The organism is Escherichia sp. Marseille-Q3837 (assembly GCF_916618735.1).
GTDB lineage: Bacteria > Pseudomonadota > Gammaproteobacteria > Enterobacterales > Enterobacteriaceae > Escherichia > Escherichia ruysiae.
Genome location: NZ_CAKAKC010000001.1, coordinates 3,152,818 through 3,174,233 on the forward strand (window position 1 = coordinate 3,152,818; position 21,416 = coordinate 3,174,233).

Genomic DNA, 21,416 nt, shown 5'->3' on the forward strand with positions numbered 1-21,416 from the left:
AGGGATCGCAAGATCCCTTCACCTTTCAGAATGGCATTGATTTCCGAATTGCGTTAATCATTAGCTGACAGCCGGAAGAGAGCGTTGCATCTACGCGGGTCAGTATTCCAATCGGTTCGCCTGCGCCATGTCCCGGAACAGGCAGCGCCACCAGCGAGGCATGACGCAGGTCGTCTTTTACTGCGCCAGAAGGGACAAACCACACATAGTCATATTCAACCGTAAGCTGACGCGAAAGCGATGCTGAAAGCGTTTCAATACAACCCGAAGGAATTTTGCAGCCCTGGCTTTGTACTAACGCATCTGAATGTTGGCGGGGCGCAGTGCCTTCCGGCGATACGACAACCGGCCATTCCAGTACCCGGCTTAGCGTCACGTTTTCCTGAAGAAGCGGGTGGTTAGGCCGGACAACCAGTTTCAGCGATTCGAGAAACAGCAATTCGTAATTAAGCCCGGTCATCAGTTCAGGATCTGACATCCGGCCAACACCGATATCAATTTCTCCCGTTTTTAAGCCTGCCAGAATCATGGTGTTACTCATGGTAGCAACTTGCAGAGTGGTCTCTTTTTGTTGCTGATGAAACTGACCAATAACGGAAGGCAAGATCCCCAGTGCAGCTGTGGGTAATGCACCAACCCTTACAACATCATTGTTAAGCCCTTCTTTACGATTAAGCGCCTGACCTGCGGTGTTGATGGCGTCAAGCACTCTGACTGCATGGGTTAAAAATTGCTCACCAGGTAAGGTGAGCTGCGCGCCTTGACGTCCACGGTCAAATAAGCGGGTGCCTGTCAATTGTTCAAGTTCATTCAATGTCTTAGAGAGCGCAGGTTGACTCAAATTAAGGGTTTCAGCCGCGCGCCCCAAAGTTCCTTGTTGTGCGACAGCTACGAAAGTATGAAGGTGGCGCAAACGGATGCGCTGACTAAACAGACTATTTTTTTCCATAAGCGATGTTAAAAACGAAGCGGTGCCGCTGACAAGTGAAGTTGTTTGATTATGATAACTTGATTGCAAAATATTATTAACATATAAAGCAATTTTGTTACGTTTTCAGGCGTGGTTTTACTGATTTCGTGGGGAGATCACAGTTTGTAAATTCTTCCCACCAGAGTAAATGTGGTTACCTACACTCCAGATTACTGACCACTGGAGGCAGAGATTATGGCGAACAGCATCACGGCGGATGAGATTCGGGAACAGTTTTCGCAGGCTATGTCAGCCATGTATCAGCAAGAAGTTCCACAGTACGGTACGCTGCTGGAACTGGTGGCTGACGTCAATCTGTCTGTGCTGGAAAACAATCCCCAATTGCATGAAAAAATGGTAAATGCGGACGAACTGGCGCGACTTAACGTTGAACGTCATGGGGCGATTCGCGTCGGCACAGCACAAGAGCTTGCCACTCTACGGCGGATATTTGCCATTATGGGGATGTATCCGGTCAGTTATTACGATCTCTCGCAGGCGGCGGTGCCGGTACATTCCACAGCATTTCGTCCTATCGATGATGCCTCGCTGGCGCGTAATCCTTTCCGGGTTTTTACCTCATTACTTCGCCTTGAACTCATCGAAAACGAAACCTTGCGCCAGAAGGCGGCGGAGATTTTACATCAGCGCGATATCTTTACCCCGCGTTGTCGGCAACTGTTAGATGTATATGATCAGGAGGGCGGCTTTAGCAAAGCTCAGGCGCGGGAGTTTGTGCAGGAAGTCCTGGAGACGTTTCGCTGGCATCAGTCAGCAACAGTAGATGAAGAAACCTATCGCGCGTTGCACAACGAACATCGACTGATTGCTGATGTGGTCTGTTTTCCTGGCTGCCATATTAACCACCTGACGCCACGCACGCTCGACATTGACCGGGTGCAGTCGATGATGCCCGAATGCGGTATTGAACCCAAAATTCTGATCGAAGGGCCGCCGCGCCGCGAGGTGCCGATTTTACTGCGCCAGACCAGTTTTAAGGCGCTGGAAGAGACCGTGTTGTTTGCAGGGCAAAAGCAGGGAACGCATACCGCACGCTTTGGTGAGATAGAGCAACGTGGTGTGGCATTAACGCCGAAAGGACGGCAACTGTATGATGAGCTTCTGCGTAACGCCGGAATCGGACAGGATAATCTCACTCACCAACTGCATTTGCAGGAAACCTTCAGCGTCTTTCCGGACAGTGAATTTCTGATGCGCCAGCAGGGATTGGCATGGTTTCGCTATCGCCTGACGCCATCGGGTGAGGCGCATCGTCAGGCGATCCATCCCGGAGACGATCCACAACCTTTGATCGAACGTGGTTGGGTAGTGGCGCAACCTATTACATATGAGGATTTCCTGCCGGTTAGTGCTGCGGGGATCTTCCAGTCGAATCTGGGTAATGAAACGCAAATGCGCAGTCACGGTAATGCCAGCCGGGAGGCTTTTGAACTGGCGCTGGGGTGTCCGGTATTTGATGAGTTTCAGTTGTACCAGGAAGCGGAAGAACGCAGTAAACGCCGCTGTGGTTTGCTTTAAATTCTGTCCATCCGACTTTGCAAAAATTTGCCTGATTTTACAAACGAATCAGGCTCATCCCATCGACAGAAAAAAATTGCCGATTTATGCATATTCTCTGAGTTCAACAATTGGATTATTAATAAATATTGTCTAGAGTGAGCGGTCATTAATAAGCATTTTCTTGCCGCTGAATACGACCAGCGCGGGACCATTCACTACACCAGAAGGACTCACTTTCAGGTATGGATCGTAGACGATTTATTAAAGGTTCAATGGCTATGGCCGCCGTGTGCGGGACTAGCGGCATTGCTTCTCTTTTTTCTCAGGCTGCGTTCGCAGCAGAATCTGATATTGCCGACGGGCAAACCCAGCGTTTTGACTTCTCTATTTTACAGTCAATGGCGCACGACTTAGCGCAAACAGCGTGGCGTGGTGCACCGCGTCCGTTACCCGATACGCTGGCGACGATGACGCCGCAGGCTTATAACAGCATTCAGTATGACGCCGAAAAATCACTCTGGCATAACGTTGAGAATCGCCAGCTGGACGCTCAGTTCTTCCATATGGGAATGGGGTTTCGCCGCCGCGTTCGCATGTTCTCTGTTGATCCAGCAACACATCTGGCGCGCGAAATACACTTCCGTCCGGAATTGTTTAAATACAACGATGCGGGTGTTGATACCAAACAATTAGAAGGGCAAAGCGATCTCGGTTTTGCGGGATTCCGTGTATTTAAAGCACCGGAGCTGGCGCGCCGCGACGTGGTTTCTTTCCTCGGTGCCAGTTATTTCCGTGCCGTTGATGACACTTATCAATACGGTTTGTCGGCGCGTGGTCTGGCGATCGACACTTACACCGACAGCAAAGAAGAGTTCCCCGACTTTACCGCCTTCTGGTTCGATACGGTAAAACCTGGCGCGACCACTTTTACCGTTTATGCGTTGCTCGATAGCGCCAGCATTACTGGTGCTTACAAGTTCACCATCCACTGTGAGAAGAACCAGGTGATTATGGATGTCGAAAATCACCTGTATGCGCGTAAAGACATTAAACAACTGGGCATCGCGCCGATGACCAGTATGTTCAGTTGCGGGACTAACGAACGTCGTATGTGCGACACCATTCATCCGCAAATCCATGATTCCGACCGTCTTTCCATGTGGCGGGGCAATGGCGAGTGGATCTGCCGTCCGCTGAATAATCCGCAGAAATTGCAGTTCAATGCCTATACCGATAACAATCCAAAAGGGTTTGGCTTGTTGCAGCTGGATCGTGATTTCTCCCATTATCAGGACATTATGGGCTGGTATAACAAACGCCCAAGTCTGTGGGTGGAACCGCGTAACAAGTGGGGTAAGGGCACTATCGGTTTGATGGAGATCCCGACGACGGGAGAAACGCTGGATAATATTGTCTGTTTCTGGCAACCAGAGAAAGCAATCAAAGCGGGCGACGAACTGGCGTTTCAGTATCGTCTTTACTGGAGTGCACAGCCTCCCGTTCATTGTCCATTAGCACGAGTTATGGCGACGCGTACCGGCATGGGAGGCTTCCCGGAAGGCTGGGCGCCAGGTGAACATTATCCGGAAAAATGGGCTCGTCGTTTTGCCGTCGATTTTGTCGGTGGTGATCTGAAAGCGGCTGCGCCGAAAGGGATTGAGCCTGTTATCACACTTTCCAGTGGTGAAGCGAAACAAATAGAAATTCTCTACATTGAGCCGATTGATGGTTACCGTATTCAGTTTGACTGGTATCCGACTTCGGACTCAACTGATCCGGTCGATATGCGTATGTATTTGCGCTGCCAGGGCGATGCCATCAGTGAAACATGGCTGTATCAGTATTTCCCTCCAGCACCGGATAAGCGCCAGTATGTTGACGATCGCGTGATGAACTAATCTTCATTTTTTAGGCACCTTCTTCCGGGAGGGTGCCGTCTGGTTAAACACGATCCCGCTCGCATTTTTCCTCAAGTTAAATGGGTAATCTGATGTTGTATATTCCATATACACGTTGTCAGCCACTAACAGGGAGTGCGTATGTTTCCAGAATATCGAGATTTAATATCCCGTCTGAAAAACGAAAATCCTCGCTTTATGTCCTTGTTTGATAAACATAATAAACTTGATCATGAAATTGCCAGAAAGGAAGGCTCTGACGGTCGAGGATACAATGCGGAAGTCGCTCGCATGAAAAAACAGAAATTACAAATGAAGGATGAGATGCTTAAAATCCTGCAACAGGAGAGCGTCAAAGAGGTGTAAACTTTCCTAAGCCGCCTGCCAGGCGGCTTTTTAACGACTGCAAAGAGTAACAGGAGATAAGATGACTGAAACGATAAAAGTAAGCGACTCACTTGAATTACATGCCGTTGCAGAAAGTCACGTCACACCTCTTTATCAGTTAACCTGCAAAAATAAAAACTGGTTACAGCAGTCGCTAAACTGGCCGCAGTTTGTTCACAGCGAAGAGGACACGCGAAAAACGGTGCAGGGTAATATGATGTTGCATCAACGCGGTTACGCCAAAATGTTCATGATCTTCAAAGAAAATGAACTCGTCGGCGTTATCTCTTTTAATCGAATTGAACCGCTAAATAAAACCGCCGAAATCGGCTACTGGCTGGACGAATCCCATCAGGGACAGGGGATCATTTCTCAGGCGCTACAGGCATTGATTCATCATTACGCCCAGTCTGGTGAACTTAGACGCTTTGTGATCAAATGTCGGGTGGACAACCCGCAAAGCAACCAGGTTGCCTTGCGCAATGGTTTTAGCCTGGAAGGTTGCCTGAAACAGGCTGAGTTCCTGAATGATGTCTATGATGATGTGAATTTATACGCGCGCATTATCGATTCACAATAACCCAGCCAGCGGCGTTCGCGTAATACGTTCCTCACTGTTAATGACTTTTGGACCACGGACATGAATGGTGTCGCCACCAAAGGCTTCAACGACGGCGTGGTCGGTTATCTCCACATGGTTTTCAATCATTACCGCACCTGTAATACGGCTCTTTCCTTGTATTATAACGTGATCGTCAAGCAGAACCGGACCGCCACGCACAACGGCATTTCCGCCAATCAGGACATGATGTTTTAACACGCAATTGCCTTCTACAATGGCATATTCCGCCACCTGAGAGCTGTAATGAATTGTTGGAATCGCATCTTCTTCAGTTCCGGCAATCACACGTGCGTGACCGTAGACTTTCGCACAGTCGCACAGCCAGACATTGTTTTCTTCATTACCTTCAATACGCGCAAAATCAAAAACTTCGGCACGATGCTCAATAAAAGCATGGCGGACGACGGCATCGCCATAAATTTGCGCCTGATGGACAACGCGTGAGGCGCTGACGCTGGCGCGGTCATAAATTTGTAGCAGAAGATGGTGGTCGGGCGTTAAGCCTTGTGTGGCGACGATCATTGAATGTTGATCGATACAGACCTGACCAAAAATTCTGCACTGACCGCAAACTATTGAATCACGAATGGTGACGCTGTCACTTACATGGACGCCCTGGCTGATTTCACTGTTATCGATCCAGGTGTTATCCGTCGTGCAAACCTCTCCCCATAGCATGCTGGTGCCGGTAATACGCGTATTACCGGAAATCACCGTTCCGCCGAACGCAAGAGCATTCTGGTCGTAAATCCAGCAATTTCCTTCCTGCGCCAGCACAGTTTCGCTATCGATCCAACCACCAGCCGTCCCTGCTATCACATCATTAAAATCGGCTATGGCAATAATCTGCCGTAATAGCACACTTTTTTTGAAGCCATCTTCCTGATAACTAAAGGCTCGTTGCTCTTCACTTAGACGATATTTGCGCATAGCGTTTTCCCGCAGGTGACTTACTATAACCGTAGCAAATTCTGCGACTCTGGCTATGTTTGAGAAATTTCCATAAAATGCATTTCAAATATACTTTATAAATTAAACAAAATGAGTAACAAGATGCAGAGCGATAAAGTGCTCAATTTACCGGCAGGTTATTTTGGCATTGTGTTGGGGACGATAGGGATGGGATTTGCCTGGCGCTATGCCAGCCAGGTTTGGCAGGTTAGTCACTGGTTGGGGGATGGGCTGGTGATTCTGGCGATGATCATCTGGGGATTATTGACCACCGCATTCATTACCCGACTGATGCGCTTTCCGCAAAGCGTGCTGGCGGAAGTTCGCCATCCGGTGATGAGCAGTTTTGTGAGTTTGTTTCCGGCAACGACGATGCTGGTGGCGATTGGTTTTGTCCCGTGGTTTCGCCCGCTGGCAGTATGTCTGTTCAGCGTTGGGGTAGTGATTCAACTGGTTTACGCTGCCTGGCAAACTGCCGGATTATGGCGCGGTTCTCACCCAGAAGAAGCGACGACACCAGGGCTTTATTTGCCTACTGTTGCCAATAACTTTATCAGCGCGATGGCCTGCGGTGCGCTGGGTTATACCGATGCCGGACTGGTATTTTTAGGCGCTGGCGTCTTCTCCTGGTTAAGCCTTGAACCGGTGATCCTTCAACGACTGCGCAGCTCGGGAGAATTACCCACGGCGCTGCGGACATCGCTTGGCATTCAACTCGCTCCGGCTCTGGTGGCCTGTAGTGCCTGGTTAAGCGTCAACGGCGGCGAGGGGGACACGCTGGCGAAAATGCTCTTTGGCTATGGGCTGCTGCAATTACTGTTTATGCTGCGCCTGATGCCGTGGTATCTCTCACAGCCGTTTAATGCCTCATTCTGGAGTTTTTCGTTCGGTGTTTCCGCGCTGGCTACCACCGGTTTGCATCTGGGAAGCGGTAGCGATAATGGTTTTTTCCATACGCTGGCGGTGCCGTTGTTTATCTTTACCAATTTTATTATTGCATTACTGCTCATCCGTACTTTCGCGCTTCTGATGCAGGGAAAATTGTTAATCAGAACTGAGCGCGCCGTTTTAATGAAATCCGAGGACAAAGAATGATCATTCGTGACGAAAACTACTTTACTAACAAATACGAATTAACCCGTACACACTCCGAAGTTCTGGAAGCGGTGAAAATCGTTAAACCGGGGAAAACGCTGGACTTGGGCTGTGGCAATGGTCGTAACAGTCTTTACCTTGCAGCCAATGGTTATGATGTTGACGCATGGGATAAAAATGCCATGAGTATTGCCAACGTTGAGCGCATTAAAGCCATTGAAAATCTGGAAAATTTACGTACTCAGGTTGTCGATCTGAATAGCCTCACGTTTGATGGACAGTACGATTTTATTCTTTCTACTGTGGTGCTGATGTTCCTGGAGGCGAAAACCATCCCAGGGCTGATTGGCAATATGCAACGTTGCACTAAACCTGGCGGTTATAACCTGATTGTGGCTGCGATGGATACTACTGATTTTCCATGTACCGTCGGCTTTCCGTTTGCCTTCAAAGAGGGAGAGCTACGTCGTTATTATGAAGGCTGGGATTTATTGAAATACAATGAAGATGTCGGTGAATTACACCGCACCGATGCCAACGGTAATCGTATTAAACTGCGTTTCGCTACTATGCTGGCACGTAAAAAATGACCTGAAAAGGATCAACGTAAGAAGTTTGCCTGTTGATCTATTCGGTAAGCATATTTTTTAGCAGGATGATGTGAAATAAGTCACAGCGGATGTGCTTTTTTATCGCCTCAAGTCTCTGAAAATAAATCAATGATGATTGACTCAGCTCCTTTTTCAGCATTGACTATATTGTCGAAAAAGGGGCCGATAAATTTATTTCTGCCAACACTTTTTTTGCCACAACACGAAGCGGTGCTTTTTGCTATAACTTAAAAAGTAATATAATCATCTCAGGAAACTATTCATGCGTACCACATCAATTGCGAAAGTTGCAGCTTTATGCGGCTTGTTGGCTCTGTCCGGCTGTGCCTCTAAAATCACCCAGCCGGATAAATACTCTGGCTTTTTAAAGAATTACTCTGATCTTCAAGAAACAACATCGGCAACAGGTAAACCCGTTTTACGCTGGGTTTCCCCTGATTTCGACCAAAGTAAATATGACAGTATTGTCTGGAATCCAATCACTTATTATCCGGTGCCGAAACCTTCTACTCAGGTAGGGCAGAAAGTATTGGATAGAATTTTGAGTTATACCAATACCGAAATGAAAGAAGCGATTGCGCAGCGCAAACCACTGGTTACCACTGCTGGCCCGCGTAGTCTGATTTTCCGTGGTGCTATTACTGGTGTTGATACTAGCAAAGAAGGACTGCAATTCTATGAAGTGGTTCCTGTTGCATTAGTGGTAGCGGGAACACAAATGGCAACCGGTCACCGTACCATGGATACCCGCCTGTACTTTGAAGGTGAACTGATTGATGCGGCTACCAATAAACCTGTTATCAAAGTCGTTCGTCAGGGCGAAGGTAAAGACCTGAATAACGAAAGTACGCCAATGGCTTTCGAAAATATTAAGCAAGTTATTGATGACATGGCGACCGATGCCACCATGTTTGACGTTAACAAAAAGTAATGCCAGTTGCGCCATCGTAAGATGGCGCTTCTTATTATCGGTTTCTGTCAGCAATTAAATTCAACACCACGTAACAGACGCCGCCGGCAATTAATCCCCAAAACGCCGAACCAATCCCAACCAATGTCAGCCCGCTCGCTGTTACCAGAAATGCCACCACAGCAGCGTCGCGCTCACGCTCATTATGTAGCGCCTGATACAAACTACCGCCAATGGTGCTTAACAGCGCCAGACCAGCCAGCATCTGGATCCAGCTAACCGGTAGGGCTGCCATCATTCCGGTAATGGCGCTACCAAACAGACCCGCAAGCAAATAAAAGACGCCCGCAACGGCGGCAGCCAACCAACGCCTATCTTTGTCCGGATGCGCTTCCGGGCTTTGGCAAATAGCGGCAGTAATTGCCGCAATACCGACGGAATAAACCCCGAAAGGGGAAAAAATCAGCGCCAGCAAGCCAGTGAATACAATCAGTGGCGAAACCGGAGCCGAATACCCGGCCGCTTTCATTGCCGCAATACCCGGTGCGTTTTGCGATGCCATCGTCACCAGAAAAAGGGGGAGTGCAACGCTCAAACTGTGAGCAAACGAAAATTCAGGGGTAATATAAATGGGGAGAACGGGTTTAAAGACAACATCCGTTGTGACAACGTCACCTTGCGCGATAACGATCACGATCCCAATAATCATCGCGGCAATTACCGCATAGCGCGGTGCAACGGCCTTGGTTGCCAGCCATACCAGCAACATACTGCCACACAACGTAAACTGACCATCCAGACTGGCAAACGCCTGTAAACCAAAGCGTAATAAAATCCCGGCAAGCATTGCCGCCGCAAGCGAGTGCGGAATAATGCGCATCAGACGAGCAAAGAGTCCCGTTATGCCGCAGAGGACAATTAATGCGTTGGTGACTATAAAAACGCCGATGGCTTCGTTAAGTGTTAGCCCCTGTAAACCAGTGACCAACAGCGCCGCGCCAGGCGTTGACCATGCGGTGAGAACAGGCACGCGATACCATAATGTCAGCGCCAGCGTACTGACTCCCATTGCCAGTCCCAGCGCCGTCATCCAGCCGGAGTTTTGTGCAGTGGTTGCCCCGGCGACAACCGCCGCTTGCCAGATTATTGCTGCTGACCTGGCGTAGCCAATAAATCCCGCCAAAACCCCCGCCAGTAGCGTGGGGGGAGGAATAGAAAACAGACGCATAGTCACCTCGTGCGTTATAGCGTACAGGCACCGTAGCATTTGTCCGTTATAACGCACAAGTGATAAACTCCTGTTTTGCCGGAGGAGTCGCATGGAAAATCTCGCTCGCTTTTTATCCACTACGCTTAAACATCTTCGTCAGCAGCGAGGCTGGAGTCTTTCGCGACTGGCAGACGCCACGGGCGTTTCTAAAGCCATGTTAGGGCAGATTGAGCGCAATGAGTCCAGCCCGACGGTCGCGACACTCTGGAAAATTGCCACCGGGATGAACGTGCCATTTTCGACATTTATTTCGCCGCCGCAGACCATTACGCCATCAATTTATGATCCACAACAGCAGGCAATGGTGATCACTTCGCTGTTTCCTTATGATCCGCAACTCTGCTTTGAACACTTCTCGATTCAGATGGCACCCGGTGCAATAAGCGAATCGACGCCGCACGAAAAAGGGGTAATTGAGCATGTTGTCGTCATTGATGGACAGCTTGATCTGTGCGTTGATGGTGAATGGCGTAGTCTTAATTGTGGAGAAGGTGTTCGTTTTGCTGCCGACGTCAGGCATGTCTATCGTAATTGTGGGGAGAAAACCGTACATTTTCATTCCCTCATCCATTACCCGCGTAGTTAAGCGGGAAAACTATTTCGCAACATCGCGCTTGTGGCTAAAATAGCCGCCATTTTTCAGCTACTGGATAAGAAAGTGACCGTATCTTCTCATCGTCTTGAACTGTTAAGCCCGGCACGCGATGCCGCCATTGCCCGCGAAGCTATTTTGCACGGTGCCGATGCTGTTTATATCGGCGGACCTGGTTTTGGTGCCCGTCATAATGCCAGTAATAGCCTGAAAGATATTGCCGAGCTGGTGCCATTTGCCCATCGTTATGGTGCAAAAATTTTCGTCACGCTTAACACCATTTTGCATGACGATGAACTGGAACCGGCGCAGCGACTGATTACCGACCTCTACCAGACCGGCGTCGATGCGCTGATCGTTCAGGATATGGGGATTCTGGAACTTGATATTCCGCCGATTGAACTGCACGCCAGTACGCAGTGTGATATTCGCACTGTAGAGAAAGCGAAGTTTCTTTCGGACGTCGGTTTTACGCAGATTGTGCTGGCGCGAGAGCTGAATCTTGAGCAGATCCGTGCGATTCATCAGGCCACGGACGCGACCATTGAGTTCTTTATTCATGGTGCACTGTGCGTGGCATATTCCGGTCAGTGCTACATTTCCCATGCGCAAACAGGGCGTAGCGCCAACCGTGGCGATTGCTCGCAGGCGTGCCGTTTGCCATACACATTGAAAGACGATCAGGGGCGGGTGGTTTCCTATGAAAAACATCTGCTGTCGATGAAAGATAACGATCAGACTGCCAACCTCGGCGCGCTGATTGATGCTGGCGTACGCTCCTTCAAGATTGAAGGGCGTTACAAAGATATGAGCTACGTGAAGAATATCACCGCCCATTATCGCCAGATGCTGGATGCCATTATTGAAGAACGTAGCGATTTGGCGCGAGCTTCATCCGGTCGTACTGAGCACTTCTTCGTACCGTCGACGGAAAAAACCTTCCATCGTGGCAGCACCGACTACTTTGTTAACGCGCGTAAAGGCGATATTGGCGCATTCGATTCACCGAAATTTATCGGCCTGCCGGTGGGTGAAGTATTGAAAGTGGCGAAAGATCATCTTGATGTTGAGGTTACCGAACCGCTGGCTAACGGCGATGGACTGAACGTAATGATTAAGCGTGAAGTCGTCGGCTTTCGTGCCAACACGGTAGAGAAAACTGGGGAAAATCAGTACCGCGTCTGGCCAAATGAGATGCCAGTGGAGCTGCACAAAATTCGCCCGCACCATCCGCTTAATCGCAACCTCGACCATAACTGGCAGCAGGCGTTGACCAAAACCTCCAGCGAACGTCGGGTGGCGGTAGACATTGAACTGGGCGGCTGGCAGGAACAACTGATTCTGACTCTGACCAGCGAAGAGGGCGTCAGTATCACTCATACGCTGGACGGGCAGTTCGACGAAGCGAATAACGCCGAAAAAGCACTCCTCAATCTGAAAGAGGGATTGTCGAAGCTTGGGCAAACCATCTATTACGCCCGCGATGTGCAAATTAATTTGCCGGGGGCGCTGTTTGTGCCAAACAGTCTGTTAAATCAGTTCCGCCGTGAGGCTGCTGAAATGCTGGATGCTGCGCGTCTTGCCAGTTATCAGCGCGGTAGTCGTAAACCGGTTGCTGACCCTGCGCCAGTTTATCCGCAAACGCATTTGAGTTTCCTCGCGAACGTATACAACCAGAAAGCTCGTGAATTTTATCATCGCTATGGTGTGCAACTGATTGATGCTGCCTATGAAGCGCATGAAGAGAAGGGCGAAGTGCCGGTAATGATCACCAAGCATTGTCTGCGCTTTGCCTTCAATCTGTGCCCGAAACAGGCGAAAGGCAATATCAAAAGCTGGAAAGCAACGCCAATGCAACTGGTTAACGGCGATGAAGTGTTAACGCTAAAGTTTGATTGCCGGCCGTGTGAGATGCACGTCATTGGCAAAATCAAAAATCACATTCTGAAAATGCCGTTACCGGGGAGTGTTGTCGCCTCCGTAAGCCCGGATGAACTGATGAAAACATTGCCGAAGCGAAAAGGGTAAAACGCAAATTTTCAGACCTGTTCACAACTTATTGAATTTGCAGATATTACAGGCCGGGTAAGGCGTTCATACCGTATCCGGCAACAAACGACTCAACGCTGTCCCGCTTCTGGTTTGCGTGACTTTTGCCAGTAAAAATGCTCGCGCAAACCTTCTGCCGATTCTTCCGCAACGGCGCGCAATTCATCACTGTCCGCTTCATGACGCAGTTGATGATCCACATTTTTTACCCACAAAAATTCATGTCCTTTGTGTCCTGCCATCAACTGTCCAGAGAACAGCGCACACGTTAATAAGACAACCGCTAACGCCTTCGTAAACATCCCGACACCTTTTTCTTACCTTTTGCCGCTATGATGCCGATAGTTTCTTGAGGTTATTATTCAGTTTTGCAAATTAGCGCAAAGAAATTCTGGAATCAGCCTTCCTTATTTGGCATCGCATTCTGCCGTTGCGGCGATTAAGTGCTATTTTCGAGCAAATTACACACGGAGGTAAACATTAATGTTTACTTTGTTGATATACTCAGCGGCAGGGAGGCGATGTGAAACAAAACGAGTTCAGACGTTGGTTCGAATCTCAGGGCGTCGATGTGACGAATGGCAGCAACCATCTGAAACTCCGGTTTCACGGGAGGCGCAGTGTCATGCCGCGTCACCCCAGCGAAGAGATTAAAGAACCATTGCGTAAAGCAATTCTGAAACAACTCGGTTTGAATTAATCGCCAATTAAAAAGGTTAATGACATGCGAGAGACAGTCGAAATTATGCGTTATCCCGTCACTCTTACACCCGTGCCGGAAGGCGGTTATATGGTTTCTTTTGTGGATATCCCTGAAGCGTTGACCCAGGGCGAAACTGTCGCTGAAGCGATGGAAGCGGCAAAAGATGCTTTACTGACCGCATTTGATTTTTATTTTGAAGACAACGAGCTTATCCCGTTACCTTCGCCATTAAATAGTCACGATCACTTTATTGAAGTACCTTTAAGCGTCGCCTCTAAGATATTGCTGCTAAATGCTTTTTTGCAGTCAGACATTACTCAGCAAGAGTTAGCCAGACGAATTGGCAAACCTAAACAGGAGATTACCCGCTTATTTGACTTGCACCATGCGACAAAAATCGACGCTGTCCAGCTTGCGGCTAAGGCGCTTGGCAAAGAGTTATCGCTGGTGATGGTTTAATTACAGTTAACGAAAAGTTGTCATTTTTAACAACTGATATAGACTGCCGGATCATCTGCACATAAAAACGATCCGATAATGAAAAAATACCAGCAACTGGCAGAACAATTACGCGAGCAGATTGCGTCGGGCATCTGGCAACCCGGCGATCGTTTGCCTTCGTTGCGTGAACAGGTGGCGCTTTCTGGTATGAGCTTTATGACCGTCAGCCATGCCTACCAGTTACTCGAAAGTCAGGGGCATATTATCGCGCGACCGCAGTCGGGTTATTACGTTGCACCACAGGCATTAAAAATGCCGAAAGCCCCAGTCGTTCCAGTCACACGTGATGAAACAGTCGATATCAATACTTATATTTTTGACATGTTGCAGGCCAGCCGCGATCCTTCAGTGGTGCCGTTTGCATCTGCTTTTCCCGATCCGCGCTTGTTTCCGCTTCAACAACTCAATCGCTCCCTGGCACAGGTAAGCAAAACCGCAACGGCGATGAGCGTGATTGAAAACTTACCTCCAGGGAATGCTGAGCTTCGTCAGGCTATTGCTCGTCGCTATGCCTTACAGGGCATCACAATTTCGCCCGATGAAATCGTCATCACCGCCGGGGCGTTAGAGGCATTAAACCTCAGTTTGCAAGCGGTAACCGAGCCGGGTGATTGGGTGATTGTCGAGAATCCTTGTTTCTACGGCGCGTTGCAGGCGCTGGAGCGGTTACGGCTGAAGGCGTTATCGGTAGCGACGGATGTTAATGAAGGGATCGACCTTCAGGCGCTTGAACTGGCGTTACAAGAGTATCCGGTGAAAGCGTGCTGGTTAATGACCAACAGCCAGAACCCGCTCGGTTTTACCTTAACGCCACAGAAAAAAGCGCGGCTGGTAGAACTCCTTAGTCAGTACAACGTGATGCTGATTGAAGATGACGTCTACAGCGAACTTTACTTCGGACGGGAAAAACCGCTGCCCGCAAAAGCGTGGGATCGCCACGATGGCGTGCTGCATTGTTCATCATTCTCCAAATGCCTGGTGCCAGGTTTTCGCATCGGTTGGGTCGCCGCAGGAAAACATGCGCGTAAAATCCAACGTTTGCAGTTGATGAGTACACTTTCCACCAGTTCACCGATGCAGCTTGCCCTGGTGGATTACCTTTCTACACGCCGCTACGATGCGCATCTGCGTCGTCTACGTCGTCAGCTTGCGGAACGCAAACAACGCGCCTGGCAGGCGCTGCTGCGTTACCTGCCTGCGGAGGTGAAAATACACCATAACGACAGTGGTTATTTTCTCTGGCTGGAACTTCCCGAACCGTTAGATGCAGGCGAATTAAGTCTGACGGCACTGGCGCATCACATCAGTATTGCGCCGGGTAAAATGTTTTCTACTGGCGAACGCTGGTCGCGTTTTTTCCGTTTTAATACCGCGTGGCAATGGGGAGAGCGCGAAGAACAGGCAGTAAAAGAATTAGGCAAACTTATTCAAGAACATCTGAAGTAACTTTCAATTTAATTCCTCTCAGGTTGGGTAATATGAATTTCGAATAGAAGCCATATTTCGTAACCCCTTGTCTATACTCCAGAAGATAGCTTCACAGACGGCATAATGCGCGTTAGCTCACAACCTGATTAAATTTTCTCAGGGGTGAAGGTGTGCCTGCAAGCCGCCGTCTATGGTTAAACAAGGAGATATTTTTACGGCACGGCGGCTGAACAATTAATTACGACAGGAGTAAGACCTTATGAGCAAGACATTTGCCCGCAGCAGCCTGTGTGCGCTCACCATGACTATAATGACCGCTCACGCCGCCGAACCGCCTACCAATTTAGATAAACCGGAAGGGCGACTGGATATTATTGCCTGGCCGGGATACATCGAACGCGGACAAACTGATAAACAATACGACTGGGTAACGCAATTCGAAAAAGAGACAGGTTGCGCGGTAAATGTGAAAACCGCCGCGACTTCCGATGAAATGGTCAGTCTGATGACCAAAGGGGGTTACGATCTGGTCACGGCGTCCGGCGATGCCTCGCTGCGTTTGATTATGGGTAAACGCGTGCAGCCGATTAATACCGCCTTGATTCCCAACTGGAAAACGCTCGATCCGCGCGTGGTTAAAGGCGACTGGTTTAACGTTGGCGGCAAAGTTTATGGCACACCTTACCAATGGGGGCCGAACCTGCTGATGTACAACACTAAAACCTTCCCGACGCCGCCGGATAGCTGGCAAGTGGTTTTTGTTGAGCAAAATCTGCAGGACGGCAAGAGCAATAAAGGCCGCGTTCAGGCTTATGATGGCCCTATCTACATTGCGGACGCTGCGTTGTTCGTTAAAGCCACTCAGCCGCAGTTGGGCATCAGCGATCCGTACCAACTTACCGAAGAACAATATCAGGCGGTGCTGAAAGTGCTGCGCGATCAACATAGTTTGATACATCGCTACTGGCATGACACCACCGTGCAAATGAGCGATTTCAAAAACGAGGGTGTGGTTGCTTCTAGTGCCTGGCCGTATCAGGCCAACGCGTTGAAAGCCGAAGGCCAACCAATCGCCACAGTATTCCCGAAAGAGGGGGTTACCGGCTGGGCTGATACCACCATGCTGCATAGCGAAGCGAAACATCCGGTTTGCGCCTACAAATGGATGAACTGGTCATTAACGCCAAAAGTGCAGGGTGATGTGGCAGCCTGGTTTGGCTCATTGCCGGTAGTGCCGGAAGGATGTAAAGCCAGTCCGTTATTAGGCGAAAAAGGCTGTGAGACCAACGGTTTTAACTATTTCGATAAAATTGCTTTCTGGAAAACGCCTATAGCAGAAGGGGGCAAGTTTGTTCCCTACAGTCGCTGGACGCAGGATTACATTGCCATTATGGGCGGTCGCTAACTTCGCTGAGGTGTTTTATGACGTACGCAGTGGAGTTTGACAACGTCTCGCGGTTGTACGGTGACGTGCGCGCGGTAGATGGCGTCAGTATTGCGATAAAAGATGGTGAGTTATTTTCAATGCTGGGGCCGTCCGGCTCCGGCAAAACCCCCTGCCTGCGCCTGATTGCCGGATTTGAACAACTTTCCGGCGGGGCGATCGCTATCTTTGGTAACCCCGCCAGCAATCTGCCACCGTGGGAGCGGGATGTTAATACTGTTTTCCAGGACTATGCGCTGTTTCCCCATATGTCGATTCTCGATAACGTGGCCTACGGGTTAATGGTCAAAGGTGTGGAGAAAAAAAAGCGTTACATCATGGCGCAAGAGGCGCTGGAAAAAGTGGCGCTGGGTTTTGTTCAGCAACGTAAGCCGTCACAACTTTCTGGTGGTCAGCGCCAGCGGGTTGCTATCGCCAGAGCATTAGTAAATGAACCACGCGTATTATTGCTGGATGAACCACTCGGCGCACTGGATCTCAAGTTGCGTGAGCAGATGCAACTTGAGCTGAAAAAGCTGCAACAATCTCTCGGCATCACGTTTATCTTCGTCACCCACGATCAGGGGGAAGCATTATCAATGTCCGACCGTGTGGCGGTGTTCAACAACGGTCGCATTGAGCAGGTCGATTCACCACGTGATCTCTACATGCGCCCGCGCACGCCGTTTGTTGCCGGATTCGTCGGTACATCCAACGTTTTTGATGCGCTGATGGCAGAGAAACTTTGCGGAATGATGGGTAGCTTCGCATTGCGCCCGGAACATATTCGCCTCAATACACCTGGCGAAGTGCAGGCTAATGGCACGATCCAGGCGGTGCAGTATCAGGGCGCGGCGACCCGTTTTGAACTGACACTGAGCGGCGGTGAAAAACTGCTGGTAAGTCAGGCAAATATGACGGGGGAAGAACTCCCCGCTACGCTTACTCCAGGACAACAGGTGATGGTTTCCTGGGCGCGCGATGTGATGGTGCCGCTGGTTGAGGAGAGGTGAATGGCGATGAACGTATTGCAATCACCTTCACGTCCAGGTCTGGGCAAGGTGTCAGGTTTCTTCTGCCGGAATCCGGGGCTGGGGCTGTTTTTGCTGCTGCTTGGCCCGTTGATGTGGTTTGGCATCGTCTATTTCGGTTCGCTGCTGACGCTGTTATGGCAGGGCTTTTATACTTTTGATGATTTCACCATGTCGGTAACACCGGAACTGACACTGGCGAATATCCGCGCGCTGTTTAATCCGGCCAATTACGACATCATTCTGCGCACGTTAACCATGGCAGTTGCTGTGACCATCGCCAGTGCTTTTTTGGCCTTTCCGATGGCGTGGTATATGGCGCGCTACACCAGCGGTAAGATGAAAGCGTTTTTTTACATTGCGGTAATGTTGCCGATGTGGGCGAGCTATATCGTCAAAGCCTATGCCTGGACGTTATTGCTGGCGAAAGATGGCGTGGCGCAGTGGTTTTTACAGCATTTGGGGTTGGAACCGTTATTAACTGCGTTTCTCACGCTACCGGCGGTGGGCGGTAATACACTGTCAACTTCCGGACTGGGACGCTTTCTGGTGTTTCTCTACATCTGGCTGCCGTTCATGATTCTGCCGGTGCAGGCGGCGCTGGAGCGTTTGCCCTCGTCACTTTTGCAAGCCTCAGCGGATTTAGGCGCACGTCCACGGCAAACCTTCCGTTATGTGGTGTTACCGCTGGCGATCCCTGGCATTGCAGCCGGCTCTATTTTTACCTTCTCGCTAACGCTGGGCGATTTTATTGTCCCGCAGCTGGTTGGCCCGCCGGGGTATTTTATCGGCAACATGGTTTACTCGCAGCAAGGCGCGATTGGCAATATGCCGATGGCAGCAGCGTTCACCCTGGTGCCGATTGTTTTGATCGCACTGTATCTGGCGTTCGTGAAACGTCTGGGAGCGTTCGATGCACTCTGAGCGCGCACCGTTTTTCCTCAAACTGGCGGCCTGGGGCGGCGTGGTTTTCCTCCATTTTCCCATCCTGATTATCGCGGCCTATGCTTTTAACACTGAAGATGCGGCGTTTAGTTTTCCACCGCAAGGTCTGACGCTGCACTGGTTTAGCGTGGCAGCACAGCGTAGTGATATTCTTGATTCCGTGACACTGTCACTTAAAGTGGCGGCGCTGGCGACATTAATTGCGCTGGTATTAGGGACGCTGGCCGCCGCCGCGCTGTGGCGACGAGACTTTTTCGGCAAAAACGCCATTTCGCTGTTATTGCTGCTGCCCATTGCGCTGCCGGGCATTGTCACAGGCCTGGCGTTATTAACCGCGTTTAAAACTATCAATCTGGAGCCGGGGTTTTTCACCATCGTAGTCGGTCATGCGACTTTTTGTGTAGTGGTGGTGTTTAACAATGTCATCGCCCGTTTTCGCCGTACCTCATGGAGTCTGGTTGAGGCGTCAATGGATCTTGGGGCCAATGGCTGGCAAACCTTCCGCTACGTGGTGTTACCGAATCTCAGTTCGGCGCTACTGGCAGGAGGAATGCTGGCGTTTGCCTTGTCGTTCGATGAAATCATCGTTACGACCTTTACGGCAGGTCATGAACGAACGTTACCGTTGTGGTTGCTCAATCAGCTTGGGCGACCACGTGATGTACCGGTAACCAACGTGGTGGCACTGCTGGTTATGTTGGTAACAACCTTGCCGATCCTGGGAGCCTGGTGGCTAACCCGCGAAGGCGACAATGGTCAATAACCACTGATACAGGAATATGCTATGCAACATAAGTTACTGATTAACGGAGAACTGGTTAGCGGCGAAGGGGAAAAACAGCCTGTCTATAATCCGGCAACGGGGGAAGTATTACTGGAGATTGCCGAGGCCTCCGCAGAGCAGGTCGATGCTGCTGTGCGCGCGGCAGATGCAGCATTTGCCGAATGGGGGCAAACCACGCCGAAAGTGCGTGCGGAATGCCTGCTGAAACTGGCTGATGTTATCGAAGAAAATGGTCAGGTTTTTGCCGAACTGGAGTCCCGTAATTGTGGCAAACCGCTGCATAGTGCGTTCAATGATGAAATCCCGGCGATTGTCGATGTTTTTCGCTTTTTCGCTGGTGCGGCGCGCTGTCTGAATGGTCTGGCGGCAGGTGAATATCTTGAAGGTCATACTTCGATGATCCGTCGGGATCCGTTGGGGGTTGTGGCTTCTATCGCGCCGTGGAATTACCCGCTGATGATGGCAGCGTGGAAACTGGCTCCGGCGCTGGCGGCAGGGAACTGCGTGGTGCTTAAACCATCAGAAATCACCCCGCTAACAGCGTTGAAGCTGGCAGAACTGGCGAAAGATATCTTTCCGGCAGGCGTGATTAACGTGTTGTTTGGCAGAGGCAAAACGGTGGGTGATCCGCTGACCGGACATCCAAAAGTGCGCATGGTGTCGCTGACGGGGTCTATCGCCACTGGTGAGCACATCATCAGTCATACGGCACCGTCCATCAAGCGCACTCATATGGAACTTGGCGGTAAAGCGCCAGTGATTGTCTTTAATGATGCTGACGTTGAAGCGGTTGTCGAAGGTGTCCGTACATTTGGCTATTACAATGCCGGGCAAGATTGTACTGCTGCCTGCCGTATCTACGCGCAAAAAGGCATTTACGACGTGCTGGTAGAAAAACTCGGTGCCGCAGTGGCAACGTTGAAATCAGGCGCGCCGGGTGATGAATCCACAGAGCTTGGCCCGTTAAGTTCACTGGCGCATCTCGAACGCGTCAGCCGGGCGGTGGAAGAGGCGAAGGCGACGGGACACATTAAGGTGATCACCGGCGGTGAAAAGCGGCAGGGTAATGGTTATTATTATGCGCCTACACTGCTGGCTGGTGCGTTACAAGAAGATGCTATCGTCCAAAGAGAGGTATTTGGGCCGGTAGTCAGCGTGACGGTCTTCGACAACGAAGAGCAAGTAGTTAACTGGGCGAATGACAGCCAGTATGGCTTAGCTTCTTCAGTATGGACGAAAGATGTGGGTAGAGCGCACCGCGTCAGCGCACGTCTGCAATATGGCTGCACCTGGGTTAATACCCATTTCATGCTGGTGAGTGAAATGCCGCACGGCGGGCAGAAACTTTCAGGTTATGGCAAAGATATGTCACTTTATGGGCTGGAAGATTACACCGTAGTACGCCACGTAATGGTTAAACATTAAGGATAATGTTGTAAATCTGGAGAGTGTGAGAAGATCTAACGCACTGTCAGAGAGTTGATTTTTCTCTGACAGTGCGTACTGCGTGCAATTTTGCTACATCAGATAAACCATCCAAATCTCATAGAGATAAGAGTAAACAACCCAACAGCAGCAAAGAGATTTATCAGCACTACAGTTCTACTGGAAACGTTCATTTTTGCCACCTTTTGTCATAGCCCTTATGTGTATAGTACGGGTTAAGAAAATCCGCAATCATACTTATTCTGAAGATGGACAAGAACATGCGGTAGGTTATTGAAT

General features: G+C 49.9%; 22 protein-coding genes. 17 read left to right on the forward strand and 5 right to left on the reverse strand.

What is annotated here, in order from left to right; translation table 11 throughout:
- Positions 1 to 25 precede the first annotated feature (25 nt).
- Positions 26 to 949 (reverse strand): LysR substrate-binding domain-containing protein, encoded by a 924-nt coding sequence (locus LG381_RS15140; RefSeq protein ID WP_000414570.1) that lies wholly within the window; start codon positions 947 to 949, stop codon positions 26 to 28.
- Between the two features lie 216 nt (positions 950 to 1,165).
- Here LG381_RS15140 and LG381_RS15145 point away from each other — a divergent pair, with 216 nt between their 5' ends.
- The 4 genes from LG381_RS15145 to rimL all read left to right on the forward strand — a co-directional run bounded on the left by LG381_RS15145 (position 1,166) and on the right by rimL (position 5,356).
- On the forward strand, positions 1,166 to 2,509 hold the full coding sequence (locus tag LG381_RS15145) for a VOC family protein (protein ID WP_225762593.1): 1,344 nt from the start codon (positions 1,166 to 1,168) through the stop codon (positions 2,507 to 2,509).
- 224 nt (positions 2,510 to 2,733) lie between these two features.
- Entirely contained in the window at positions 2,734 to 4,389 is a 1,656-nt protein-coding gene (gene opgD / locus LG381_RS15150) for a glucan biosynthesis protein OpgD (RefSeq protein WP_000375980.1), read from the forward strand.
- 141 nt (positions 4,390 to 4,530) lie between these two features.
- Complete coding sequence (locus tag LG381_RS15155) at positions 4,531 to 4,755, forward strand: YdcH family protein (RefSeq protein WP_010351400.1); 225 nt, start codon at positions 4,531 to 4,533, stop codon at positions 4,753 to 4,755.
- A gap of 61 nt (positions 4,756 to 4,816) precedes the next feature.
- Positions 4,817 to 5,356, forward strand: a complete 540-nt coding sequence (gene rimL / locus LG381_RS15160) for a 50S ribosomal protein L7/L12-serine acetyltransferase (protein ID WP_000140870.1) — start codon at positions 4,817 to 4,819, stop codon at positions 5,354 to 5,356.
- Here rimL and ydcK read toward each other — a convergent pair.
- Positions 5,348 to 6,328 (reverse strand): YdcK family protein, encoded by a 981-nt coding sequence (ydcK, locus tag LG381_RS15165; RefSeq protein WP_225762594.1) that lies wholly within the window; start codon positions 6,326 to 6,328, stop codon positions 5,348 to 5,350. The two genes, rimL and ydcK, sit on opposite strands and share 9 nt — an antisense overlap.
- Before the next feature lie 123 nt (positions 6,329 to 6,451).
- Here ydcK and tehA point away from each other — a divergent pair, with 123 nt between their 5' ends.
- The 3 genes from tehA to LG381_RS15180 all read left to right on the forward strand — a co-directional run bounded on the left by tehA (position 6,452) and on the right by LG381_RS15180 (position 8,986).
- A complete protein-coding gene (tehA, locus tag LG381_RS15170) occupies positions 6,452 to 7,444 on the forward strand; it encodes a dicarboxylate transporter/tellurite-resistance protein TehA (protein ID WP_001190280.1) in 993 nt (330 codons plus the stop codon).
- On the forward strand, positions 7,441 to 8,034 hold the full coding sequence (tehB, locus tag LG381_RS15175) for a tellurite resistance methyltransferase TehB (RefSeq protein WP_000586748.1): 594 nt from the start codon (positions 7,441 to 7,443) through the stop codon (positions 8,032 to 8,034). The genes tehA and tehB overlap by 4 nt, the downstream gene beginning before the upstream one ends.
- A gap of 283 nt (positions 8,035 to 8,317) precedes the next feature.
- Positions 8,318 to 8,986, forward strand: a complete 669-nt coding sequence (locus LG381_RS15180) for a DUF3313 domain-containing protein (RefSeq protein ID WP_001261028.1) — start codon at positions 8,318 to 8,320, stop codon at positions 8,984 to 8,986.
- A gap of 34 nt (positions 8,987 to 9,020) precedes the next feature.
- Here LG381_RS15180 and ydcO read toward each other — a convergent pair whose 3' ends face one another.
- Positions 9,021 to 10,232, reverse strand: coding sequence for a BenE family transporter YdcO (gene ydcO / locus LG381_RS15185; RefSeq protein WP_225762988.1), 1,212 nt, complete (start codon positions 10,230 to 10,232; stop codon positions 9,021 to 9,023).
- Positions 10,233 to 10,284: 52 nt separating this feature from the next.
- On the opposite strand from ydcO, the gene LG381_RS15190 reads away from it, so the two are divergent.
- Positions 10,285 to 10,821 carry a helix-turn-helix domain-containing protein gene (locus LG381_RS15190; RefSeq protein ID WP_225762595.1) on the forward strand — a complete coding sequence of 179 codons (537 nt, stop codon included), beginning with the start codon at positions 10,285 to 10,287 and terminating at the stop codon, positions 10,819 to 10,821.
- A gap of 72 nt (positions 10,822 to 10,893) precedes the next feature.
- The gene (rlhA, locus tag LG381_RS15195; protein ID WP_175119463.1) at positions 10,894 to 12,855 is read left to right on the forward strand and encodes a 23S rRNA 5-hydroxycytidine C2501 synthase; all 1,962 of its coding nucleotides are present in this window, start codon (positions 10,894 to 10,896) and stop codon (positions 12,853 to 12,855) included.
- 92 nt (positions 12,856 to 12,947) lie between these two features.
- On the opposite strand, the gene LG381_RS15200 is transcribed toward rlhA, so the two are convergent.
- Positions 12,948 to 13,178: a DUF2554 family protein gene (locus LG381_RS15200; protein WP_000494236.1), complete on the reverse strand. Its 231-nt coding sequence runs from the start codon at positions 13,176 to 13,178 to the stop codon at positions 12,948 to 12,950.
- Positions 13,179 to 13,399: 221 nt separating this feature from the next.
- Here LG381_RS15200 and LG381_RS15205 point away from each other — a divergent pair, with 221 nt between their 5' ends.
- The 8 genes from LG381_RS15205 to patD all read left to right on the forward strand — a co-directional run bounded on the left by LG381_RS15205 (position 13,400) and on the right by patD (position 21,116).
- A complete protein-coding gene (locus LG381_RS15205) occupies positions 13,400 to 13,576 on the forward strand; it encodes a type II toxin-antitoxin system HicA family toxin (RefSeq protein ID WP_000812245.1) in 177 nt (58 codons plus the stop codon).
- A 45-nt stretch (positions 13,577 to 13,621) separates the two neighbouring features.
- Positions 13,622 to 14,038, forward strand: a complete 417-nt coding sequence (hicB, locus tag LG381_RS15210; protein WP_225762989.1) for a type II toxin-antitoxin system antitoxin HicB — start codon at positions 13,622 to 13,624, stop codon at positions 14,036 to 14,038.
- 78 nt (positions 14,039 to 14,116) lie between these two features.
- On the forward strand, positions 14,117 to 15,526 hold the full coding sequence (locus LG381_RS15215) for a PLP-dependent aminotransferase family protein (protein WP_000760661.1): 1,410 nt from the start codon (positions 14,117 to 14,119) through the stop codon (positions 15,524 to 15,526).
- Positions 15,527 to 15,767: 241 nt separating this feature from the next.
- On the forward strand, positions 15,768 to 16,913 hold the full coding sequence (ydcS, locus tag LG381_RS15220; RefSeq protein ID WP_222679765.1) for a putative ABC transporter substrate-binding protein YdcS: 1,146 nt from the start codon (positions 15,768 to 15,770) through the stop codon (positions 16,911 to 16,913).
- A gap of 17 nt (positions 16,914 to 16,930) precedes the next feature.
- Positions 16,931 to 17,944, forward strand: a complete 1,014-nt coding sequence (locus LG381_RS15225; RefSeq protein ID WP_225762596.1) for an ABC transporter ATP-binding protein — start codon at positions 16,931 to 16,933, stop codon at positions 17,942 to 17,944.
- Entirely contained in the window at positions 17,945 to 18,886 is a 942-nt protein-coding gene (locus LG381_RS15230; RefSeq protein ID WP_225762597.1) for an ABC transporter permease, read from the forward strand.
- The gene (locus LG381_RS15235; protein WP_000555451.1) at positions 18,876 to 19,670 is read left to right on the forward strand and encodes an ABC transporter permease; all 795 of its coding nucleotides are present in this window, start codon (positions 18,876 to 18,878) and stop codon (positions 19,668 to 19,670) included. The genes LG381_RS15230 and LG381_RS15235 overlap by 11 nt, the downstream gene beginning before the upstream one ends.
- 21 nt (positions 19,671 to 19,691) lie before the next feature.
- Positions 19,692 to 21,116, forward strand: a complete 1,425-nt coding sequence (gene patD, locus LG381_RS15240; protein WP_225762598.1) for an aminobutyraldehyde dehydrogenase — start codon at positions 19,692 to 19,694, stop codon at positions 21,114 to 21,116.
- Between the two features lie 98 nt (positions 21,117 to 21,214).
- Here the strand turns inward: patD and yncL are convergent, their stop codons facing one another.
- Positions 21,215 to 21,310: a stress response membrane protein YncL gene (yncL, locus tag LG381_RS15245; RefSeq protein ID WP_071598995.1), complete on the reverse strand. Its 96-nt coding sequence runs from the start codon at positions 21,308 to 21,310 to the stop codon at positions 21,215 to 21,217.
- Positions 21,311 to 21,416: the final 106 nt, after the last annotated feature.

Excerpts from the sequence above, each read along its gene's own strand:
- ydcS (WP_222679765.1), top strand. The coding sequence starts at position 15,768 with ATGAGCAAGACATTTGCCCGCAGCAGCCTGTGTGCGCTCACCATGACT.
- tehB (WP_000586748.1), top strand. The coding sequence starts at position 7,441 with ATGATCATTCGTGACGAAAACTACTTTACTAACAAATACGAATTAACC.
- ydcO (WP_225762988.1), bottom strand. The coding sequence starts at position 10,232 with ATGCTACGGTGCCTGTACGCTATAACGCACGAGGTGACTATGCGTCTG.
- rimL (WP_000140870.1), top strand. The coding sequence starts at position 4,817 with ATGACTGAAACGATAAAAGTAAGCGACTCACTTGAATTACATGCCGTT.
- LG381_RS15230 (WP_225762597.1), top strand. The coding sequence starts at position 17,945 with ATGGCGATGAACGTATTGCAATCACCTTCACGTCCAGGTCTGGGCAAG.
- LG381_RS15215 (WP_000760661.1), top strand. The coding sequence starts at position 14,117 with ATGAAAAAATACCAGCAACTGGCAGAACAATTACGCGAGCAGATTGCG.
- LG381_RS15180 (WP_001261028.1), top strand. The coding sequence starts at position 8,318 with ATGCGTACCACATCAATTGCGAAAGTTGCAGCTTTATGCGGCTTGTTG.
- LG381_RS15225 (WP_225762596.1), top strand. The coding sequence starts at position 16,931 with ATGACGTACGCAGTGGAGTTTGACAACGTCTCGCGGTTGTACGGTGAC.
- LG381_RS15200 (WP_000494236.1), bottom strand. The coding sequence starts at position 13,178 with ATGTTTACGAAGGCGTTAGCGGTTGTCTTATTAACGTGTGCGCTGTTC.
- opgD (WP_000375980.1), top strand. The coding sequence starts at position 2,734 with ATGGATCGTAGACGATTTATTAAAGGTTCAATGGCTATGGCCGCCGTG.
- yncL (WP_071598995.1), bottom strand. The coding sequence starts at position 21,310 with ATGAACGTTTCCAGTAGAACTGTAGTGCTGATAAATCTCTTTGCTGCT.
- LG381_RS15190 (WP_225762595.1), top strand. The coding sequence starts at position 10,285 with ATGGAAAATCTCGCTCGCTTTTTATCCACTACGCTTAAACATCTTCGT.
- LG381_RS15155 (WP_010351400.1), top strand. The coding sequence starts at position 4,531 with ATGTTTCCAGAATATCGAGATTTAATATCCCGTCTGAAAAACGAAAAT.
- ydcK (WP_225762594.1), bottom strand. The coding sequence starts at position 6,328 with ATGCGCAAATATCGTCTAAGTGAAGAGCAACGAGCCTTTAGTTATCAG.
- LG381_RS15145 (WP_225762593.1), top strand. The coding sequence starts at position 1,166 with ATGGCGAACAGCATCACGGCGGATGAGATTCGGGAACAGTTTTCGCAG.
- hicB (WP_225762989.1), top strand. The coding sequence starts at position 13,622 with ATGCGTTATCCCGTCACTCTTACACCCGTGCCGGAAGGCGGTTATATG.
- tehA (WP_001190280.1), top strand. The coding sequence starts at position 6,452 with ATGCAGAGCGATAAAGTGCTCAATTTACCGGCAGGTTATTTTGGCATT.
- patD (WP_225762598.1), top strand. The coding sequence starts at position 19,692 with ATGCAACATAAGTTACTGATTAACGGAGAACTGGTTAGCGGCGAAGGG.
- LG381_RS15235 (WP_000555451.1), top strand. The coding sequence starts at position 18,876 with ATGCACTCTGAGCGCGCACCGTTTTTCCTCAAACTGGCGGCCTGGGGC.
- LG381_RS15140 (WP_000414570.1), bottom strand. The coding sequence starts at position 949 with ATGGAAAAAAATAGTCTGTTTAGTCAGCGCATCCGTTTGCGCCACCTT.